The sequence below is a fragment of the Arthrobacter sp. I3 genome (assembly GCF_000520575.1).
GTDB classification, from domain to species: Bacteria; Actinomycetota; Actinomycetes; order Actinomycetales; family Micrococcaceae; genus Arthrobacter; species Arthrobacter humicola_A.
Window position 1 is genome coordinate 27,966 of sequence record NZ_KI914907.1, and the last position, 18,523, is coordinate 46,488.

General features: G+C 68.0%; 18 protein-coding genes. 14 read left to right on the forward strand and 4 right to left on the reverse strand.

All coding sequences use genetic code 11. The annotated features are described in order from the left end of the window. The first annotated feature begins 2 nt into the window (after window positions 1–2). Entirely contained in the window at window positions 3–773 is a 771-nt protein-coding gene (locus Y706_RS0104415) for a TIM barrel protein (protein WP_028275615.1), read from the forward strand. After that, window positions 770–1,804, forward strand: a complete 1,035-nt coding sequence (locus tag Y706_RS0104420; RefSeq protein WP_028275616.1) for a Gfo/Idh/MocA family oxidoreductase — start codon at window positions 770–772, stop codon at window positions 1,802–1,804. The genes Y706_RS0104415 and Y706_RS0104420 overlap by 4 nt, the downstream gene beginning before the upstream one ends. 21 nt (window positions 1,805–1,825) lie before the next feature. Here the strand turns inward: Y706_RS0104420 and Y706_RS0104425 are convergent, their stop codons facing one another. Continuing rightward, window positions 1,826–2,599 (reverse strand): gamma-glutamyl-gamma-aminobutyrate hydrolase family protein, encoded by a 774-nt coding sequence (locus tag Y706_RS0104425; RefSeq protein WP_028275617.1) that lies wholly within the window; start codon window positions 2,597–2,599, stop codon window positions 1,826–1,828. Window positions 2,600–2,638: 39 nt separating this feature from the next. On the opposite strand from Y706_RS0104425, the gene Y706_RS0104430 reads away from it, so the two are divergent. From Y706_RS0104430 to Y706_RS23650, 5 genes are all read left to right on the forward strand, one after another. Next, entirely contained in the window at window positions 2,639–3,133 is a 495-nt protein-coding gene (locus Y706_RS0104430) for an SRPBCC family protein (RefSeq protein WP_028275618.1), read from the forward strand. A 14-nt stretch (window positions 3,134–3,147) separates the two neighbouring features. Continuing rightward, the gene (locus Y706_RS0104435; protein ID WP_028275619.1) at window positions 3,148–3,855 is read left to right on the forward strand and encodes a FadR/GntR family transcriptional regulator; all 708 of its coding nucleotides are present in this window, start codon (window positions 3,148–3,150) and stop codon (window positions 3,853–3,855) included. 196 nt (window positions 3,856–4,051) lie between these two features. Continuing rightward, window positions 4,052–5,422 (forward strand): MFS transporter, encoded by a 1,371-nt coding sequence (locus Y706_RS0104440; RefSeq protein WP_043434813.1) that lies wholly within the window; start codon window positions 4,052–4,054, stop codon window positions 5,420–5,422. A 27-nt stretch (window positions 5,423–5,449) separates the two neighbouring features. Then, window positions 5,450–6,226 (forward strand): SDR family NAD(P)-dependent oxidoreductase, encoded by a 777-nt coding sequence (locus tag Y706_RS0104445; RefSeq protein ID WP_018775918.1) that lies wholly within the window; start codon window positions 5,450–5,452, stop codon window positions 6,224–6,226. Between the two features lie 108 nt (window positions 6,227–6,334). After that, the gene (locus Y706_RS23650) at window positions 6,335–7,468 is read left to right on the forward strand and encodes an LOG family protein (protein WP_043434794.1); all 1,134 of its coding nucleotides are present in this window, start codon (window positions 6,335–6,337) and stop codon (window positions 7,466–7,468) included. Between the two features lie 4 nt (window positions 7,469–7,472). Here Y706_RS23650 and Y706_RS0104460 read toward each other — a convergent pair whose 3' ends face one another. Further along, window positions 7,473–8,432: a matrixin family metalloprotease gene (locus tag Y706_RS0104460; protein WP_028275622.1), complete on the reverse strand. Its 960-nt coding sequence runs from the start codon at window positions 8,430–8,432 to the stop codon at window positions 7,473–7,475. Then, entirely contained in the window at window positions 8,432–9,697 is a 1,266-nt protein-coding gene (locus Y706_RS0104465; protein WP_243181575.1) for a VIT1/CCC1 transporter family protein, read from the reverse strand. Before Y706_RS0104465 ends, Y706_RS0104460 begins: the two co-directional genes overlap by 1 nt. Before the next feature lie 261 nt (window positions 9,698–9,958). On the opposite strand from Y706_RS0104465, the gene Y706_RS0104470 reads away from it, so the two are divergent. Beyond that, window positions 9,959–10,195, forward strand: a complete 237-nt coding sequence (locus Y706_RS0104470; RefSeq protein ID WP_028275624.1) for a hypothetical protein — start codon at window positions 9,959–9,961, stop codon at window positions 10,193–10,195. A gap of 121 nt (window positions 10,196–10,316) precedes the next feature. On the opposite strand, the gene Y706_RS0104475 is transcribed toward Y706_RS0104470, so the two are convergent. Continuing rightward, the gene (locus Y706_RS0104475; protein WP_028275625.1) at window positions 10,317–11,840 is read right to left on the reverse strand and encodes a sodium:solute symporter family protein; all 1,524 of its coding nucleotides are present in this window, start codon (window positions 11,838–11,840) and stop codon (window positions 10,317–10,319) included. Window positions 11,841–12,119: 279 nt separating this feature from the next. Here Y706_RS0104475 and Y706_RS0104480 point away from each other — a divergent pair, with 279 nt between their 5' ends. From Y706_RS0104480 to Y706_RS0104505, 6 genes are all read left to right on the forward strand, one after another. After that, window positions 12,120–12,695, forward strand: coding sequence for a helix-turn-helix domain-containing protein (locus Y706_RS0104480; RefSeq protein ID WP_028275626.1), 576 nt, complete (start codon window positions 12,120–12,122; stop codon window positions 12,693–12,695). A gap of 102 nt (window positions 12,696–12,797) precedes the next feature. After that, window positions 12,798–13,574: a hypothetical protein gene (locus Y706_RS23655; RefSeq protein WP_052355006.1), complete on the forward strand. Its 777-nt coding sequence runs from the start codon at window positions 12,798–12,800 to the stop codon at window positions 13,572–13,574. Between the two features lie 240 nt (window positions 13,575–13,814). Further along, entirely contained in the window at window positions 13,815–15,272 is a 1,458-nt protein-coding gene (locus tag Y706_RS0104490; protein WP_028275627.1) for an ammonium transporter, read from the forward strand. Then, complete coding sequence (locus tag Y706_RS0104495) at window positions 15,269–15,610, forward strand: P-II family nitrogen regulator (protein ID WP_028275628.1); 342 nt, start codon at window positions 15,269–15,271, stop codon at window positions 15,608–15,610. Before Y706_RS0104490 ends, Y706_RS0104495 begins: the two co-directional genes overlap by 4 nt. Window positions 15,611–15,702: 92 nt before the next feature. Next, the gene (gene speB / locus Y706_RS0104500; protein ID WP_028275629.1) at window positions 15,703–16,782 is read left to right on the forward strand and encodes an agmatinase; all 1,080 of its coding nucleotides are present in this window, start codon (window positions 15,703–15,705) and stop codon (window positions 16,780–16,782) included. Beyond that, window positions 16,779–18,455, forward strand: a complete 1,677-nt coding sequence (locus tag Y706_RS0104505; protein ID WP_043434796.1) for a thiamine pyrophosphate-binding protein — start codon at window positions 16,779–16,781, stop codon at window positions 18,453–18,455. Before speB ends, Y706_RS0104505 begins: the two co-directional genes overlap by 4 nt. Window positions 18,456–18,523: the final 68 nt, after the last annotated feature.

Here is an 18,523-nt window from a genome sequence, read left to right on the forward strand (position 1 = left end):
AGATGGTCTTTACGGACCTGCCGTTCACGGAGCGGGTGCGCCGGCTCCACGAGGCCGGCTTCGACGTCGAACTCTGGGACTCGCGGCCCAAGGACATCGGCGCTCTCAAGGCCACCGGGGCGGTGTTCTCCTCCATGACCGGATACAGCTCCGGCAGCCTCGTGGACCCGGACACGGCGGACGAGGTGGTCCGGACCGCCGAAACCCTGATCCCCACGGCCCTGGAACTTGGCGTCAGCCGGCTGGTGGTCCACCCGGCGGAACTCGTCGACGGCCACGCGGCCCGGCCTGTCTACCGCTCCAGCGGACACATGTGGGCCACCGGCGCCCGGACCCTGGAACGGCTCGGGAAGCTCGGTGAGAAGCACGGGGTGACGTTCTGCCTCGAGAACCTCAACACCATCCGGGACCACCCCGGCATCCCGCTGGCACGGGCCAAGGACACCCTGGCGCTCGTGCAGGCTGCCGGGCACCCGAACGCCAGGCTCATGCTGGATCTCTATCACGCCCAAATGGGGGAGGGGAACCTGGTCGAGCTCGTCCGGACCGCCCTGCCATACCTCGGCGAAATCCAGGTGGCAGACGTTCCCGGCCGTTGCGAACCTGGAACCGGGGAAATCAACTATGCGGCCGTGGCCAGGGCGCTCGCGGACGCAGGCTACGAAGGGACCGTGGGCATGGAAGCGTGGGCCAGTGGCGACAGCTATGCGGCCCTGGAGGCCTTCCGTGCGGCGTTCACCGTGCCCGCACCAAACATGAGAGTGGAAGTATGAAAGACGTAATCCTTGGACTCGTCGGAGTTGGGCGGATCGGGGTCATGCACGCCAACAACATCGCCGCGCTCAACGAGGTCCTGAACCCACAAGGGATCCGTGTCCGTCTCCGCCTCACCGATGTCGCCGAAGAGCACGCCCGGACGGTGGCAAGCGGTCTCGGTGCCGAATTCCTGCCCTCGGTCCAGGCGCTGCTGGCCTCGGGGCTGGACGGCCTGGTCATCGCCACCGGAACCGGGACCCACCCCGAGCTCATCAAGGCCGGCGTGGACGCCGGGAACCCGGTGTTTTGCGAAAAGCCCGTGGCCCTGAACGTGGCCGACGCCCTGCCGGTGCTCGACTACATCCGGGACCGGAACGGCGTGGTGCAGATCGGGCATCAGCGCCGGTTCGACGCCGGCTACCTGGAAGCCCGCCGCGCTTACCAGGCCGGCGAGCTGGGCTGGATCCATTCCCTGCTTGCCGTCACCTGCGACATGACGGCGCCCCCGGTCGAGTTCCTGGCCAGCTCCGGCGGGCTCTTCCGTGACTGCTCGGTCCACGATTTCGACATCCTGCGCTGGCTCACAGGCCGCGAGATCGTCGAGGTCTACGCCAAGGGCTCCAACAACGGGGATCCGGCCATCGGTGAGGCCGGCGATGTGGACACGGCCCTCGCCCTGGTGACGTTCGACGACGGCACCGTGGGAACGGTTTCGGCGACCCGCTACAACGGGGCGGGCCATGATGTCCGGCTGGAAATCCAGGGCTCCCGCGGCTCGCTGATGGTGGGCCTGGACGACAAGACGGCCGTGGCCTCCGCCGAAGCGGGGATCGCTTTCCCCGCGGGGAAGCCGCACCTGACGTTTGCCGAGCGGTTCGAGACGGCGTACCGCTCCGAAATGGAGGCGTTCGTCGAACTGATCCTTGGCCGCCGGGAGAATCCATGCACTCCGGAAGACGCCGTCGCGGCCTCCCGGGTTGCCGATGCCGCCCAGGAATCGCTGGCCACCGGTGCCCCGGTCAAGGTGACGGTGAGCGTCGGCAGCTGACCACGGCCCGGGGCGTCCGGCTCAGGGCCGGGCGCGGCACGCCTCGACGAAGGCCCGGAACGGCGCGAGCCGTTCCCCGGCCGGGAGCTCCAGGGCCTCGGGGTGCCACTGGACCGAGGCCACCCAGCGCTCCGGATGCTCCAGCGCCTCGATGGTCCCGTCCTCGGCCACGGCCGTCGCCCGCAATCCTCCGGCCACCCGGGCCACAGCCTGATGGTGGCCGGAGGCGATCTTCACGTTCACGGCACCGGAACCGCCGCCGTAGAGCGCGGCCACCCTGGAGCCGGCCCGCACCGCCACCTCATGCCAGGCCCACGGGCCGGCCCCGTGCACCGGCGCGGGCTCGCGGTGCGCCACCGTCCCCGGCGCCATGTCCTGGATGAGCGTCCCGCCGTAAAGCACATTGAGCAGCTGATGCCCGCGGCAGATGCCGAACACAGGCAGCCCGGCGTCGATCGCAAGACGCGCCACGGCGAGATCCAGCGCGTCCTGGGCAGGGCTGACGTCGTAGCAGACGTCACCGCGCAGCTCGCCGTAGAGGGCGGGGTCGAGGTCGCCGCCGCCGGGAAGGACGACGCCGTCAAGGCAGGCCATCGCCGCGGCGAGGCCGCCGTCGTCGGGCCCCGAAGCGTCGAGCAGCACCGGTTCGCCGCCGCCCTCGCGCAGCAGCTCCACGATGTACTCGAACAATGCGTTGGCTTCCGCCACGCGCGGGTCGGGATCGGAGGAACTGCTGAGGCGCACGGGAACGCCGATGCGCGGCTGGCCGCGAAGGGGGTTGCGGGAAGTCTGCATGCCTCATTCTGCAACACGATCGCGGACTAGGATTACTAGATGAATCCCCGCTATCTCGTGTCCCGCAGCCGGTACATCGCCGCAGCCCCCGAAGCCATCTTCGAGGTGCTCGCCACGCCTGCCCTGCACAGCGTGATCGACGGCTCGGACACGGTGAAGGGCACCCAGCCGCGCGGGCCACGGCGCCTGTACCTCCGCGCCAGGTTCGGCATGCAAATGAACATGCGGGTGAACTACAAGATCCTCAATACCGTCTGCGAATTCGAGGAAGGCCACCGGATTGCATGGCGGCACTTTTACGGCCACGTGTGGCGCTACCTGCTTGAACCATCCACGGGCAAGGACGGCACCGCTGGCACCCTGGTCACCGAGCAATGGGACGCGCGGCAGGTCCGCGGCAAGAGCCTGCTCCGGATGGCCGGCTACCTGCGCCGCCATCCGGCCAACCTGGAGCAGACGCTGGCCAAGCTCGACGCCTACATGGCTGCGCACCCGGACATGGGTAATGTGGATGGCAGCACGAAACGAGACTGAAGGTGGGAACTGGGATGGGCCGCAGGACACTGGTCGACGATCTCGTCGACGGCCTGCTGACCGAAATCCTTGACGGAAAGCTCCTGCCCCACAACCCGATTCCGCCCGAGGCCGACATCGCCAAGGCCTACGGCGTCAGCCGGCTCACCGTGCGTGAGGCCCTCAAAGCCCTCAGGGCGCAAAACATCCTCTATGTGAAGGCCGGCCGGGGAACCTTCGTCAATCCCACGGACAACTGGACCGGCCTGGACGCGATCTTCAAGGCAGCCTCCCATGGCAATGCGGCCGACCAGGTCTCGGTGGGACTGATTGAGATGCGACGGATGGTGGAGACCGGGGCCGCGGCGCTCGCCGCCAAACGCTATACCCCGGAGCAGGCCGAGCGCATGCGCGAGTGCATCGCGGATATGAAGCGCTTCCACGACTCCGGCGACCTGGACCGCTTCGTGGAGGCGGACATTGGTTTCCACGACGCCGTCCTGAAGGCGTCCGGCAACCCCTTTGTCCGGGCCCTGTTCGCCCAGTTGGGCCAGCTGCTGTACGTGACCCGGCGCGAAACGTCGGCCGTCGAGGTGATCCAGCAGCACGCCATCGATTACCACCAGCGGGTCCTGGACTGCATTCTGAGCGGCGACGCCGAGCGCTCGCGGCAGGCGATGGATGAGCACATGGACCAGACCAATGCGGACTACGAACGCTACGTCCGGGGCGCCAAGTCCTGACGTCCGCCTCCGGACTCTTGACGTAATCCGAATCACATCCTAAGATTTTGGCTAGTTCCTGAATCAGATGTCTGACATCTGACTCAACAAGAATCCTGCAGCACGCGCTTCCAGGCGGGCAGGATGACCACCCCAATCCACCGCTTTCCTCACCCGGCACAGCCGCAGGGCAGGAAAACACTTAAGAAGGTCGATGATGACTTCATTAGCCCCCAAGTCCTTCGGACTCGGCGAACTGGGCGACCGCACGCTCCGCAAGGTCCGCCGCCGCGTCATGCCCCTGATTGTCCTGCTCTACTTCGTTGCCTACCTGGACCGCAACAACGTCGGTTTCGCCAAACTCACCATGAGCGAGGACATCGGCTTGAACTCCGCTGCCTACGGTCTGGGCGCCGGCATCTTCTTCCTTGGCTACGCCCTCCTGGAGGTTCCCAGCAACGCCGGCATGTACCGGTTCGGAGCCCGGAAATGGCTGGCCCGCATCCTGATCACATGGGGCATCTTCGCCACCGCCATGTGCCTGGTGAACGGTGAAACCACGTATTACATCGTCCGGTTCCTGCTCGGTGCCGCCGAGGCCGGGTTCTTCCCGGCGATCCTGTTCTACCTGACGCTGTGGTTCCCTGCCGCGCAGCGCGTCACCGTGCTGGGCATCTTCATCCTTGCCCAGCCCGTATCCAACGCGCTCGGCGCCCCGGTATCCGGGCTCCTGCTGCAGATGGACGGCGTCATGGGCCTCCAGGGCTGGCAGTGGCTCTACATCATCGAAGGCATCCCGGCGATCGCCCTCGGCCTGCTGACACCCATCCTCATGACTGACCGTCCGCGGGACGCCAAATGGCTCGAAGCCGACGAGCGCAACTGGCTCACCGCCACCATGGACGCCGAACTTGCCGCCAAGTCCCAGTCGGGCAAGCACAACTTCATGGCCGGGCTCAAGGACAAGCGCACCCTGGTCTACTCCGCCCTGTACTTCGGCCTGGTGTGCGGGATCTACGGCCTGGGCCTGTGGATGCCCACCATCGTCGCGGCCCTCGGCAAGTTCTCCACGGCAGAGGTCGGCTTCATCGTCTTCATCCCCTATGCCGTGGCCGCAGTATTCGTCTACTTCTGGAGCAAGCGCGCGGACCGGACCGGCAAGCGTGCCTGGCACGCCTCGGTCAGCATGGTGCTTGCGGGCGTCGGACTCGTGGCCGCCGGCTACCTGCTGCCGGTCAACCCGTTCCTCGCGATGGTCGGCCTGACGCTCTCCGCCATGGGGATCTACGGGGCAATCGCCCCCTTCCTCTCGATGCCCTCCGCGGCGCTGACCGGTGCGGCTGCCGCTTCCGGGCTGGCCCTGGTGAACTCCCTCGGAAACCTCGGCGGCTTCATCTCCCCGTACGCCGTCGGCCTCCTCAAGGACGCCACCGGAAGCAACCAGAGCGGGCTCCTGTTCCTGTCCCTGTGCCTGTGCATCACGGCCGTGGCCACCTACCTGTACGCCCGCCGGCGCCCCGAAGGCGACGCCAGCCTTGACCCCGCGGTCGCAGCGGCTGCCGCCGTCGACCCGGCCAAAGTATCCTGATCCGAACCCCCCGAAGGAATCTTCGTCATGACATCAATTACCCCGTTCCCCACTGAACGCACCGTGGTCCTGACCGGAGCCGCGTCAGCCCGCGGCATCGGCCGTGCCGCCGCCGACCGCCTGGCCAGCGAGGGCTGGTCCATCGCAATCCTGGACATCAATGCCGAGGACGCCAGCGCCGCTGCGGCCGAAATCGGTTCCAACCGTGCAGTCAAGGCCATCGGCGTCGGTGCGGACGTCTCCGACGCCGCGTCGGTTGACCGGGCCATCACCGAGATCGAGGGCTCGCTGCCCCCGATCGTCGCGCTGGCCAACCTGGCCGGCATCAGTTCCCCGACGCCGTTCATGGACACCACTGTCGAGGAATGGGACAAAGTCTTCGCCATCAACATGCGCGGATCCTTCATCGTCTCCCAGCGCGTGCTCAAGGGCATGATCGAGCGCAAGCTCGGCCGGATCGTGAGCATCTCCTCGATTTCGGCACAGCGGGGCGGCGGCACCTACTCAAAGGTCGCCTACAGCGCCTCCAAGGCCGGGATCATCGGATTCACCCGCGCCCTGGCCCGCGAGGTGGGCGAGTTCGGGGTCACGGTCAACGCCATCGCCCCCGGCCCCATCGACACCGACATCATGGGCGGCACCCTGAGCGAGGAACGCAAGGCGCAGATGTCGGAGGGCATCATGATGGGGCGGGTCGGCAGCCGCGAGGAAGTGGCGGCCCTGATCGCCTTCCTGCTCGGCCCGGACGCCGGTTACATCACCGCGGCCACCTATGACATCAACGGCGGCCTCCAGGTCTCCTAACCTGCACGGACCCCCGTTGCGCTATCACTTTTGGGCCTTAAGATCCCGGAATGGCCACTAGGAGTGATGGCGCCACGGGGGAGCTTGGCCACGGTCTAGGCTGGCTCCATGAGCGCCGCCCGCAGCCTTCACCCCAGCCCCCGCACGTTGGAGGTCGAGAGCCTTGCCGGTTTCGACCGGCTGGTCGCGGCGGGGGCGCGCAGCATGCACGGCTGGCATGTCCAGTCGCTGGACCTGCGGGGCCGGCGGGCCCAGCTGGAGGCGCTTGAGGCCCAGGGCGCGGTCTTCCTGGGCTGCAGGTTCGACGACGGTGTGGAGGATTTGCTGCGCGGCCGGGGCGCCCTCATCTTTCCCCGGCTCACGGCCGTGCCGTTCAACCCCTACCGCGGGCAGCTGTACACGCCGCAGGAACTCTATTCCGGGATCGCCACCTCACCCTACGAGGACACGCTCGACGCGCGGGTGTACCAGTGGAGCATCCGGCCGGGCCAGCGCCGCCGTCTGGATGCGACACTGGCCGCCGCCCTGCATGACCACTCGATCGGCGTGGCACTCGACGAACTGGCCGGCACCTATCTCCGCGCCGGCCGCACGATGGTGGGGGTCATGGGCGGGCACATTGCCCGCCGCGGCACCGCCGTCTTTGAGGGCGCCGCGCTGCTGGGCCGGCTGCTGGCCCGCAGCGGCCGGGTGGTAGCAACGGGCGGCGGTCCCGGGGCCATGGAGGCCGCCAATCTTGGCGCCTTCCTCAGCGAGGCCCCCGAGCCGGACTTCCGGCGGGCCCTGGCCGACCTCTCGGCGGTGCCGTCCTTCCGCCCTTCGGTGGCTGCCTGGGCGCGAACGGCCGCGGCGGTTGCCCAACGCCACCCGGAGGGTGTGCCGTCGCTGGGGATTCCCACATGGTTTTACGGTCATGAACCACCGAACTTCTTCGCCACGCATGTGGCCAAATACTTCGCGAATGCCATCCGGGAAGCCATCCTGCTTGAACTGTGCAACGGCGGCATCGTCTTTTTGCCGGGTTCGGGCGGCACGGTCCAGGAGATCTTCCAGGACGCCTGCGAGAACTACTACGCCGCTCCGGAAACCGTCACTCCCATGGTCCTGGTGGGGCACGAACACTGGCTGCGGCGATTCCCGGCCTGGCCCCTCTTGCAGAGCCTGGCGTCAGGGCGCCGGATGGAGGGAAGGATCTTCCTGGTCGATACGGTCGAAGAAGCCCTTGAGGCGCTGGAGCGCTAGGGGGTCAGAGATCCTTGCGGCACTGGGCGTGGCCGAGCTCGTAGAGTCCGTTCAGGTCGCCGGCGGCAAGCCCGTCCGGGGCTCCGATCTCGGGGTACATCAGCTGGGCCGGGTCATCGACATGCTCCAGGCCCATCACATGGCCGAGCTCGTGCAGGATCACGGCCGTGGCATAGGCCGCTCCCTCGGAGCGGTCCAGGTCTTCCGCGATTTGCGGGGCGTCCAGCTCCAGGCTGCCGGTGACGAAGCTTTTGGGGCCGTCGCCGAAACTGAAGTGTGTGCTTCCGCCCGTGCCGATCACCGGGCCTTTGAGCTGCGGTGCCTGCTCTGGGGTGGTCCAGGCGATCAGCAGCGGCGCCCACCGGTCCCCGTAGAGATCCTTTTGGTAGGGCGCACGTGTGGGCGAGGGGGCCTCGGACGTGGGGCCGTCATTGATGAAGGTGATCCCGGTGGCCTCGGAGATAGTCCGGATCGAGTCGTCCACGAGCCGCTCGGCACCCGGCGGGGCCAGGGCGGCATTGATGACGTAGTGCAGCGGGCGGCACGGCGAGTAACCCACCGGAGTGCCGTCGTCATTCGTTGCGAGGAACTTGTACGAGGTGCTGGCGGCCTCCGGTTTCCGGGCCGCGCCGAGGGGGTGGTCCTGCTCCTCGAGCCCCGGCGGGGGAGTGTCCGTCCGGTCTTCGCCGGCCGGCACGGCAGGCTGGCCGGATTTCTGGCCAACCTGCGGCTGTGCCTGCAGGTCACTGCCTGCCTTGTTTTCTGCACTGTGCCCTGCGTTGTTCCCCGTTCCTCGGGAGACCTCGAAGAGGCCAGTGAACCTCGGATCGCCGTAGACGAGTCCGGCGGTGAGGAAGGCGCCGGCGGCGATCACCGCGGCGGCGGCGAGGTTCCTGATGATCCGCAGCGCGGTGGCTGGCCGGCCGTGCCGAGGTCCGCGGTCCCGAAATTCAGGGCCGTCCACTAGCCAACCACGGCGCCGAAGGCCATGCCCAGCAGGTACGTCACGCCCGCGGCACCCATGCCGATGGCCAGCTGGCGCAGGCCACGGGTGGCGGGCGAGGTACCGGAGAGCAGGCCCACCACGCCGCCGGTAAGCAGCAGCGCCAAGCCGACAAGGGAGGCGGAAACCACCAGTGCGGCGAGTCCTGTCATGCCCAGCAGGAAGGGAATGATGGGCACGATCGCGCCGGAGGCGAAGAAGCAGAAGCTCGACGCCGCCGCGCCCCAGGCGGTGCCGACCGCCTCGTGCTGGTCCTCGCTTTCGGGCAGTTCCGGACGCAGGGACAGGCTGGGATCGCAGTCGCAGTCCAGTAGGCCCATCCGCTCCGCGACGCGGTGCTCGGCGGCCTCCCGGGACATGCCGCGGGCCAGGTAGACGAGCAGGAGTTCGTTGTGCTCGATATCGAGCAGCGGCGCCGCCGCCAACGTGATCTGGGTGGGTCGGGTCGCGGCGAGGAGCTCCCGCTGCGACCGCACGGAAATGAACTCTCCGGCCCCCATGGACAGTGCGCCGGCCAGCAGCCCGGCGACGCCGCTGAGGAGTACCACCTGGCTGCCCACGCCCGAGGCCGCCATGCCCATGACGAGGGACAGGTTGCTGACCAGCCCGTCGTTGGCGCCGAAGACGGCGGCGCGGAACGTTCCGGCCAGCCGGTTGCGCCCCCGGGTGGCCAGCCCGCGGACCACTTCTTCGTGGATCTGCTCGTCGGCGACCATGGCCGGGGTGGCGAACGATTCGGTGGCGTACGGGGAGCGGCTCTCCGCCCGCTGGGCCAGGGCCAGGACGAAGACCGAGCCGAAGTGCCGGGCCAGGAAGCCCAGGAACCGGCTCCGGAGTGAGGCATGCCGGTCCTTGCCGGCGTGATCGCCCAGCAACTGGAGCCAGTGCGCTTCATGGCGTCCCTCGGCCTCGGCCAGCGCCAGCAGGATGGCGCGCTCCTCCCCGGCGCGGTTCTGCGCCAGGTCCCGGTAGACGGCCGCCTCGGCACGTTCATCGGCGAGATACTGTCGCCAGCGCTTGATGTCCGCTGCGCTGGGCGCTGCGCTCGCGTCTGTTGCGGGCGAGGGGCTCGGTGCGCTGACCGGAGCGGCAGTGGAGGGAGCCGCCCCGGGGGCAGCAGAAGCGTGCGGCGAGGCAGGGCGCGGGTCCGTATCGCGGACCGAAGAGGGCTGTGTCGGGTGGTGCTGCGAAGAATCGTTTCGGTCCGATTCGGTGTGCTGAGACACGAAAAACTCCTGGGTTTGGTCGGGCATGGTCCGGCCCCATTGCGACTCCAGACTACCCCGTATTTCCGCGCTTTTCCGGCTGGCAATCCTCAGTGGAAAGTTTAGGGAGGCCGTAACTGCCCGGCTCCGGCGGGCCCGCGCGCAGCCGCTTTCCGGCAGCAGTTGTGAGCCCTTGACCGCCCGGGTCCGCGGTGTTCGAATGAAACCCAGGGCGGGCTCCCCGGGGCCTTGCCGCCACCGAAGCCGCATGGAGGTTGCATCATGGAGAGCACCGCATCACATCCCATCCAGCCGGCCCGGGAGTCACTCGAGTCCGATCCCGCCTACGACTACGCCGAGGACGCGCCCGTCAGTGATGCCGCGGAGACCGAGGACGAGGAGCTTCTCGAAGAGGCCGACCGGCTCGTTCCCCTGGACGCGGAAGACTTCCTGGGCGACGAGAAGCCGGTGGTGCCCGTGGAAGGTGAGGAATTCCTTGCGCCGGAGGAAAATGAGTGATCCTCCCGCGGCCCGTTAAGTTGCCTAAAGGCCGACGGCGGCGCCCCCGAAAGGGGAGCGCCGCCGTCGACCTTTAACTCGCGGATATGACTTGCGGTCTAGACCCTGACGGGCCTGGGCCCTAGTGCGTGAGGGCCGGGACCTTTTCTTCCTCGGCCGCGCCGCCGGCGACACGCCGGCGCCAGTTCTGCATGACCGCAGGATCCGTCGGCTTGGTCAGCAGCGAGACCGCGATGTAGACGACTGCGGAAGCCGCCAGGCCGTAGTAGATGGGCTCGTTGGCGTAGATGCCGTCCAGCGGAACCTCGGCGTTGATTTCCAGGATGATCATGGTGCCGAGCGTGATGACCGAGCCCACCGCCATGGACGCCGCGGCGGCGACGCCGGTGCCGCGCTTCCAGACCAGGCCGCCAAGGATGGCCACGAGCAGGCCGCCAACCAGGATGTCGTACGCAATGGTCAGGGCCGCGACAACGTCCTTGGTGACGATGGCGATCACGATTGCCACGATGCCCAGGCCCAGGACCCACATGCGGTTGGCCTTGACGTCGTGTTCCGGGTTGTCGGTGTCATCGGTGTTGACCGTCTTGCCGAACCAGCCGGCAACGAACGGCAGCACATCGGCGCGGGCCACGGTGGCGGCCGCGATCAGGGCGCCGGAGGCGGTGGACATCATGGCGGCGACGGCGGCGGCCAGCACGAGGCCGCCGATGCCGATGGGCAGCAGGTGGGTGGCGACCTCGGCGTAGACGACGTCCTTGCCCAGGGCCTTGACGTCGATCTGCGGCAGGGCCACCCGGGCGCCGAGGCCGATCAGGGCGCCGGCAGCGCCGTAGAGGATGCAGTAGATGCCGGCCGTGGCGCCGCCCCAGCGGGCAACTTCAGGTGTCTTGGCGGTGAACACACGCTGCCAGATGTCCTGGCCGATCAGCAGGCCGAGGGTGTAGACCACAAAGTACGTGATGATCGTCTGGGCGCCGATGCCGTCGATCTGGAAGAAGGTGGCGTCCACCCGGCTGCGGATCCCGTCGAGGCCGCCGGCGGCGTTGAGTGTGAACGGCAGCATCAGGAAGAAGATGCCGACCGTCTTGATGACGAACTGGACCTGGTCGGCCAGCGTGATGGACCACATGCCGCCGATGGTCGAGTACACCAGCACGATGGCCCCGCCGACGGCGATCGCGAGGGCGCGGTCCCAGCCGAAGAGCACCACGAAGATGGTGGCGTAGGCGCCCGTGGAGGTGGCGCAGAGCATCAGCGTGTAGGCAAGCATGACGATGCCCGAGGTCTGCGTGGCGTTGCTGCCGTAACGCAGGGTCAGCATCTGGGAGACGGTATAGATCTTCAGCTTCTGGATGGTGCTGGCGAAGAGCAGGCTCAGCAGCAGGACGCCGGCGCCGATTGCGACGACGAGCCACATGCCGGAGATGCCGAACTTGTAGCCCAGGCCCACGCCGCCGACGGTCGAGGCACCGCCCAGGACGACGGCGGCCATGGTTCCGGTGTAGAGGAACGGGCCGAGGCGGCGGCCGGCGACGAGGAAGTCGCTATTGTTCTTAGTGCGGGACTTGCCCCACCATCCGAACGCCAGCATGGCGGCCAGGTACACCACCACGATTGCGATGTTGACGAAAGTTGCGTCCATATAAAGGCTCCTTGGAGCTGGTTGACAGCGGATGCGGCCTGCCGGGCCTCAACAGTATGTTCGGCAAGGCCGCTGCTGCGGGAAGTGGTTAGAGGAGGATTTCCGTCGGAACCCCCCGTATTGCCTAATAGGCAACACATGTTGCCAAAGAGTATGTTGTGACGCCGGTAACAGTCAAGACGCAGGGCGTGGTGCCGCCGCCTCCGCGTCACGAAGGCCCGCTCCCGCTAGGATTGCTCCAATGATGGGGCCAAGCGGCCGGCCGTGAAAGGTTCCTAAATGAAGGCTCTACCAGTTGAACCGAGCAATGTTCCCGTTGCCATCGGTTCGAGGATCCGCGCGGCCAGACAGTCCCAGCGGCTCACGATTGAACAGGTCGCAGACGCCACCGGGCTCACAAAGGGATTCCTGAGCCGGGTCGAGCGGGATCTGACCTCGCCCTCGGTTGCTTCCCTGGTGACGCTGTGCCAGGTTTTGTCCATCTCTATCGGCGACCTCTTCGCCGCACCCGAAACGCACCTCACGAAGCAGAATGAGGGCCCCCGAATCTCCCTCGGCGGCGAGGGGATCGTCGAGCGGCTGCTGACCGCGCGCTCCGAGCGCCGCGTCCAGATCATCCAGGCCGTGATCGAGCCGCGCGGGCGCGGCGAGTCCGAGCTCTATGCCGTGGACTGCGACGTCGACGTCCTGCATGTGGTCAAGGGCAGCATCCGCCTGATCCTCACCAATGAGGAATTCGAGCTCAGCGCCGGGGATACCGTGACGTTTCCCGGCCGGGAACCGCACACCTGGGTCAATCCCACGGACGACGCCGTCGAGGTGCTGTGGGTGCTCGTACCCGCCGCCAGCCGCTGAGGGCATGAACGCATCCGCAACCACCGCAAAAGTATCCGCACGGCGCACGCCGGAGATACACAGGACGAGCCGAAGCCGCTCGCGTCATCAACTGGGGGATCCATGAACCGCAACAACGTCTTTCTGTCCCTGGCCCTGGCCGCCGCGCTCGCGGCCGCCCTTGGCCTGAGTTCGTGCGCCGCCGCGGGCCAGCGGGCCGGCGAAACGGCAAGCGGCCCCGCCGGTGAAACCGCGGCCCCGGCGCAGCAGGAATCCGGCGCGGCCGCCACGACCGCCTCCTCCGCCGCTTCGGCCCTGCCCTCGGCTGCCCCGAGCGCCTCCGCTACCCCTGTCCCGGCCGCGCCCACGGCCACGGCCAGCGCGGTGGCCGGCGTGAAAACCTTCACCTTCCCGGACGGGCACCTCTCCTTCTCCTATCCGAGCGGCTGGTCCGTCCGGTTGGTGGGTTCGCCCGGGAACGCGGCCAAGCTGCGCGGCGTGCAGGCGGTCATCGCCGACGCCACCGGCAACGAACTGGCTTCCGTCACCAGCAGCACCAGCGCCAGCAACGCTTCCGGCCCGGTGGCCCGCACCGTGCTGGACACCGCTCCGGTGCCGGGGCTGAAAGATGTGGACGGCGAGCAGCTGGCCTTTGGCTTCGCGTTCGATTCCCTCGCCGACCAGTCCGATTTCCACATGAGCGTCCGCAAGCAACGCGACTTCGCACCCGCGGTCTCTGACTCCGGTTCCGCCTACGTCAGCTTCGCCAACGGCGGGGCGGAAGCCAAGGTGCTCTTTGGCAGCCCGGCGTTTGCCTCCGTCGACGCCGCCAAAGCCTGGATGACCACGGAGCAGTACAGCCAGCTCAAGCGCCTGCTGCTCACCCTCAAGTACAGCTGACGTCCCTTTCCTTGATGAGATCGGCCACGGTGAGACGTACGTCACATCCCGGCAATCTGCCCGAAACGGCAATTTAATGCCCGGAGCCGGCGCGTAACGTGCCCGCAAGAATGGGAAAGCCTTCCCGAAACACGCCGTGAGTAGCGTCAACTGCGGGGGGACGCTCGTCAGTCCCAAACGTCACATGGTCTCGCCGCATCGGCGCCCTCGGAGCGCCGGCACTCGAGGAAGGCTCCCGCTATGAAGTTCTCTGTGCTTGCAGTAGGAATGGCAACGGATCCGCAGGTCCTTGACCCCGGATCGACCGCTTGGATGCTCACGGCATCCGCTCTGGTCCTCCTGATGACCCCCGGTCTTGCGTTCTTCTACGGCGGGCTCGTCAGAATGAAGTCCGTCCTCAACATCATGATGATGAGCTTCGGCGCCATGGGCGTTGTGGGCGTCGTCTGGGCCCTGTGGGGCTATGGCCTGGCATTCGGCCCGGATGCGCTGGGAGGATTCGTCGGGGATCCCTTCACCAACTTCGGCCTGAGCGGGCTGACCACCAGCATCGGCTCCAAGGCGGCAGGCCTGCCGGACATGATCTTCGTCGGCTTCCAGGCCACGTTCGCCATCATCACCGTCGCCCTGATCAGCGGCGCGGTGGCCGAGCGCGTCAGGTTCGGCCCCTGGCTCCTCTTTGCGGCCCTTTGGGTCACGCTCGTTTACGCGCCGATCGCGCACTGGGTCTGGGGCGGCGGCATCTTCGGACCTACCGGCATCATCGGCAGCAAGATCTCGGCCCTCGACTTCGCCGGCGGCACGGTGGTCCACATGAACGCCGGCATTGCCGGACTCATGCTTGCCGTGGTCCTTGGCAAGCGGCTCGGCTTCATGAAAGACCCCAACATCCGCCCGCACAACCTGCCGTTCGTGATGCTCGGCGCAGGGCTGCTCTGGTTCGGCTGGTTCGGCTTCAACGCCGGCTCGGAACTCGCCGCCGACGCCACGGCCGCCCTGGCCTGGACCAACACGCTGCTCGCCACAAGCGCCGCCCTGCTGGGCTGGCTGCTCGTGGAGCGGCTGCGCGACGGGCATGCCACCTCGCTCGGCGCCGCCTCGGGAGCCGTCGCGGGACTCGTGGCGGTCACCCCGGCCTGCGGATTCATCGACCCCATAGGCGCCATCCTGATCGGCGTGATCGCCGGGGCCGTCTGCGCGCTCGCCGTCGGGCTGAAGTTCAAGATCGGGCTCGACGACTCCCTGGACGTCGTGGCCGTGCACTTCGTCGGCGGCCTGTGGGGGACCCTGGCACTCGGATTCTTCGCGCTGCCGTCCACCAAGACGGCAGGCGGCCTGTTCTACGGCGGCGGCCTGGCGCAGTTCTGGCCACAGATTCTCACCGCCCTGATCGTCACGGCATGGAGCGCCGCCATGACCACGCTGATTGGCTTCGCGATCCACAAGAGCATCGGCATGCGCGTTTCCGAGGCCGACGAGCTCTCCGGCATTGACGTGACGGAGCACGCCGAAACGGCGTATGAACTCCTCATGGTCGGCGGCAGCTTCCACCCCGGTGACCCGCATGCCCGGACTGATGCGGCCGAGGCCCACGCGGCGGCCCACGCCGGGACCCCGGCCGGGACCCAGGCCGAAGTCCCAGCCGGGACCAAAGCCGAGGCCGAGGGTGAGGCTGTCCGCGGCAGGGTATCGTCATGAAGCTCGTCACGGCGATTGTGCGGCCGGAGCGGGTCGCGGCCGTTAGCGCGGCCCTGGAGCGGGCCGGGGTCAACGGCCTGACCGTGAGCCAGGCCAGCGGCTACGGCCGGCAACGGGGCCATACCGAGGTGTACCGGGGCGCCGAATACAACTCGGACCTTCTGCCCAAGGTGCGGCTCGAAGTCCTGGTCGACGAGGGCGCCCTCGGCGCCGTCATGGCGGCCATTGAAGAGGGCGGGCGCACGGGCCGCTTCGGCGATGGCAAGATCTGGATTATCGAGGTGCGCGACGCCGTCCGCGTCCGCACGGGGGAGCGGGGCGCGTCGGCCATCGCCTGAAGTGGTTGGTAAACAAATGATGCGCAATACGAAACTTCGAGTGTATGATGGCTGTCACAACCGTCGGTCAATCCTCGAAGGAGAGGCTTCTTTTGGAAGAGCTGCGCATCGAGGCCAATGGCAACCTTGGCCCTATCGATTCATCCCGCGTCCCACGCTACGCCGGGGCTGCCACATATGCCCGCCTGCCGCGCCTGGACCAGGTGGCCAAGGCAGACGTCACGGTGGTCGGCGTGCCGTTCGACACCGGCGTCTCCTACCGGCCCGGCGCCCGCTTCGGGGCCAACCACATCCGCGAGGCCAGCCGCCTGCTCCGGCCGTACAACCCGGCATGGGACGTCAGCCCCTTCGAGAACATCCAGGTTGCCGACGCCGGCGACATGGCGGTCAACCCCTTCAACATCAACGACGCCATCGAAACCATCCAGCAGAACGCACTGGACCTGACGGCGTCGGGCAGCAAGCTCGTTACCCTCGGCGGCGACCACACCATCGCCCTGCCGCTGTTGCGCGCCGCCGCCGAGCGCGCCGGCGGGCCCATTGCCATGCTGCACTTCGACGCGCACCTGGACACCTGGGACACCTACTTCGGCGCCGAGTACACCCACGGCACACCCTTCCGCCGCGCCGTCGAGGAAGGCATCCTGGACACCGAGGCCATCAGCCACATCGGCACCCGCGGTCCGCTCTACGGCAAGAAGGACCTCGACGACGACCACCGCTTCGGCTTCGGCATCGTCACCTCCGCCGACGTCTACTACCAGGGCGTCCTGGAGACGGTCGCCAAGGTCCGGGACCGGATCGGCAACCGCCCGCTCTATATCTCCGTGGACATCGACGTCCTTGACCCCGCGCACGCCCCGGGCACCGGCACGCCGGAAGCCGGCGGCATCACGAGCCGCGAGCTGCTGGAAATCATCCGCGGGTTCCGCGGCATGAACCTCGTCGGTGCCGATGTCGTCGAGGTCGCCCCGGCCTACGACCACGCCGAGATCACCGGTGTGGCGGCAAGCCACGTCGCCTACGAACTCGTGACACTGATGGCGGACCGCGCCGTCGAAGGGGACCGCTTCGGCGCCCCGAACGGCTACGCTGCCCAGGCCCTCGGCCAGGAATCCCGCCGCCCCGCCGGCTTCGGCTCCCCTGTGGCATCGCCGGTGGCTTCGCGATGACCGGCGTGCGCAACGGCGGGGACCTCGTCGTCGAGACCCTTGAGGCGCTCGGCGCCAAGACGGTCTTCGGCATCCCGGGCCAGCACGCCCTGGGCCTGTTCGACGCGATGGGCCGCGGGAACCTGCACTTCGTCTCCTCCCGGGTCGAGAACAACTCGGCCTTCGCCGCCGACGGCTACTCCCGCGCCACCGGGGAAGTCGGCGTGCTGTTCCTGTCCACCGGCCCGGGCGCGCTGACGTCCCTGGCCGGGCTGCAGGAGGCTTACGCCACCGGAGTTCCCATGGTGGTCGTGGCCAGCCAGATCCCGCTCGAGGGCCTTGGTGCCCGGCGCAAGGGCATGCTGCACCAGCTCGATGACCAGAAGGCCTCGGCCGCGAACGTCACCAAGTCCCAGCGGCTGATCCAGCACGCCTCCGGCATCCCCTCGGCCATCCAGGATGCCTGGACCGAGGCGATCTCCTCGCCGCAGGGCCCCGTGTGGCTCGAAATCCCGCAGAACGTCCTGCTGGACCCCATCATGGTGCCTCCCGTGGAGGACGCCCTCGCCGAAGCGGCCGACAACCCGCCCCGCGTGGAGCTGGTCCGCGAAGCCGTGAAATGGCTCTCGACGGCGGAACGTCCCGCCATCATCGCCGGCGGCGGCACCCGCCGCGGCCATGCCGAAAAGTCGCTGCTCTCGATTGCGGAGAAGCTGCGGGCTCCGGTCATCTGCACCCCGGGCGGCAACGGCGCGTTCCCGTGGAACCATGAGCTCTCCCTGCAGTCCTGGATCGAAGACCAGTACATGACGGAGGTGCTCGAGGACGCCGACGTGCTGATCGTCATCGGCTCCTCCCTGGGCGAGGTCACCTCCAACTACTTCACCTTTGAACCTCGCGGCCGGATCATCCAGATCGACGCCGAGCCCCGCGTCCTGGAGTCCAACCGCCCGGGACTGGGCATCCGGGCGGACGCCGGCCAGGCCCTGGCCGCCCTCGACGCAGCCCTGACTGAACCGCACGGCGAACGCGCCGACTGGCACGGCACGGCTCCCGAGGTGCTCGTCAAGGACACCCTGGCCAAGGTCAAGGCCCGGCTCGAGTCCCAGGACCTCGGCAAGGAACTGAAGTTCATGGCCGACATCCGCGAGGCCGTTCCCGCGGCCATGCAGACGTTCTGGGACATGACCATCTCGGCCTACTGGGGCTGGAGCTGCTGGGATGCCCGCGACGGCCAGTTCCACTCCGCGCAGGGCGCCGGCGGGCTGGGCTTCGGCTTCCCCGCGGCGATCGGCGGCGCCGTCGGGCTTGAAACCACCGGCACTTCCGCCGGCGCATCTGCCGGACACGCCAGAGTGCTGGCCGTCTCCGGCGACGGCTCGGCGATGTACTCCATCTCCGAGCTCGCCACCGCGAAGCAGCACAACGTCCCGGTCACCTGGCTCATTGTGGACGACGGCGGCTACGGCATCCTGCGCGAATACATGGTCGGCGCCTTCGGCAAGGCCACGGCCACGGAGCTCGCCCGCCCCGACTTCGTCAAGCTGGCAGAGTCCTTCGGCGTCCCGGCTGTCCGGGTTTCTCCGGAGGACGTCGGGGACGCCCTGAAGGCGGGCTTCGCCGCGGACGGCCCCAACGTCGTAGTCGTCGAAACGCTGCTCCAGATGTTCGGCCCCACCCACCTGGCCACGTAGCCGGACCAACACCACAGCAGCACTGCTGCACAGCGCGGACCGGCCGGGTCTGCCCCTCATCGCGAGGG

Coding starts and splice junctions, on each gene's coding strand:
- Y706_RS0104415 (WP_028275615.1), top strand. CDS start 3: ATGGTCTTTACGGACCTGCCGTTCACGGAGCGGGTGCGCCGGCTCCAC.
- Y706_RS0104420 (WP_028275616.1), top strand. CDS start 770: ATGAAAGACGTAATCCTTGGACTCGTCGGAGTTGGGCGGATCGGGGTC.
- Y706_RS0104425 (WP_028275617.1), bottom strand. CDS start 2,599: ATGCAGACTTCCCGCAACCCCCTTCGCGGCCAGCCGCGCATCGGCGTT.
- Y706_RS0104430 (WP_028275618.1), top strand. CDS start 2,639: ATGAATCCCCGCTATCTCGTGTCCCGCAGCCGGTACATCGCCGCAGCC.
- Y706_RS0104435 (WP_028275619.1), top strand. CDS start 3,148: ATGGGCCGCAGGACACTGGTCGACGATCTCGTCGACGGCCTGCTGACC.
- Y706_RS0104440 (WP_043434813.1), top strand. CDS start 4,052: ATGACTTCATTAGCCCCCAAGTCCTTCGGACTCGGCGAACTGGGCGAC.
- Y706_RS0104445 (WP_018775918.1), top strand. CDS start 5,450: ATGACATCAATTACCCCGTTCCCCACTGAACGCACCGTGGTCCTGACC.
- Y706_RS23650 (WP_043434794.1), top strand. CDS start 6,335: ATGAGCGCCGCCCGCAGCCTTCACCCCAGCCCCCGCACGTTGGAGGTC.
- Y706_RS0104470 (WP_028275624.1), top strand. CDS start 9,959: ATGGAGAGCACCGCATCACATCCCATCCAGCCGGCCCGGGAGTCACTC.
- Y706_RS0104475 (WP_028275625.1), bottom strand. CDS start 11,840: ATGGACGCAACTTTCGTCAACATCGCAATCGTGGTGGTGTACCTGGCC.
- Y706_RS0104480 (WP_028275626.1), top strand. CDS start 12,120: ATGAAGGCTCTACCAGTTGAACCGAGCAATGTTCCCGTTGCCATCGGT.
- Y706_RS23655 (WP_052355006.1), top strand. CDS start 12,798: ATGAACCGCAACAACGTCTTTCTGTCCCTGGCCCTGGCCGCCGCGCTC.
- Y706_RS0104490 (WP_028275627.1), top strand. CDS start 13,815: ATGAAGTTCTCTGTGCTTGCAGTAGGAATGGCAACGGATCCGCAGGTC.
- Y706_RS0104495 (WP_028275628.1), top strand. CDS start 15,269: ATGAAGCTCGTCACGGCGATTGTGCGGCCGGAGCGGGTCGCGGCCGTT.
- Y706_RS0104505 (WP_043434796.1), top strand. CDS start 16,779: ATGACCGGCGTGCGCAACGGCGGGGACCTCGTCGTCGAGACCCTTGAG.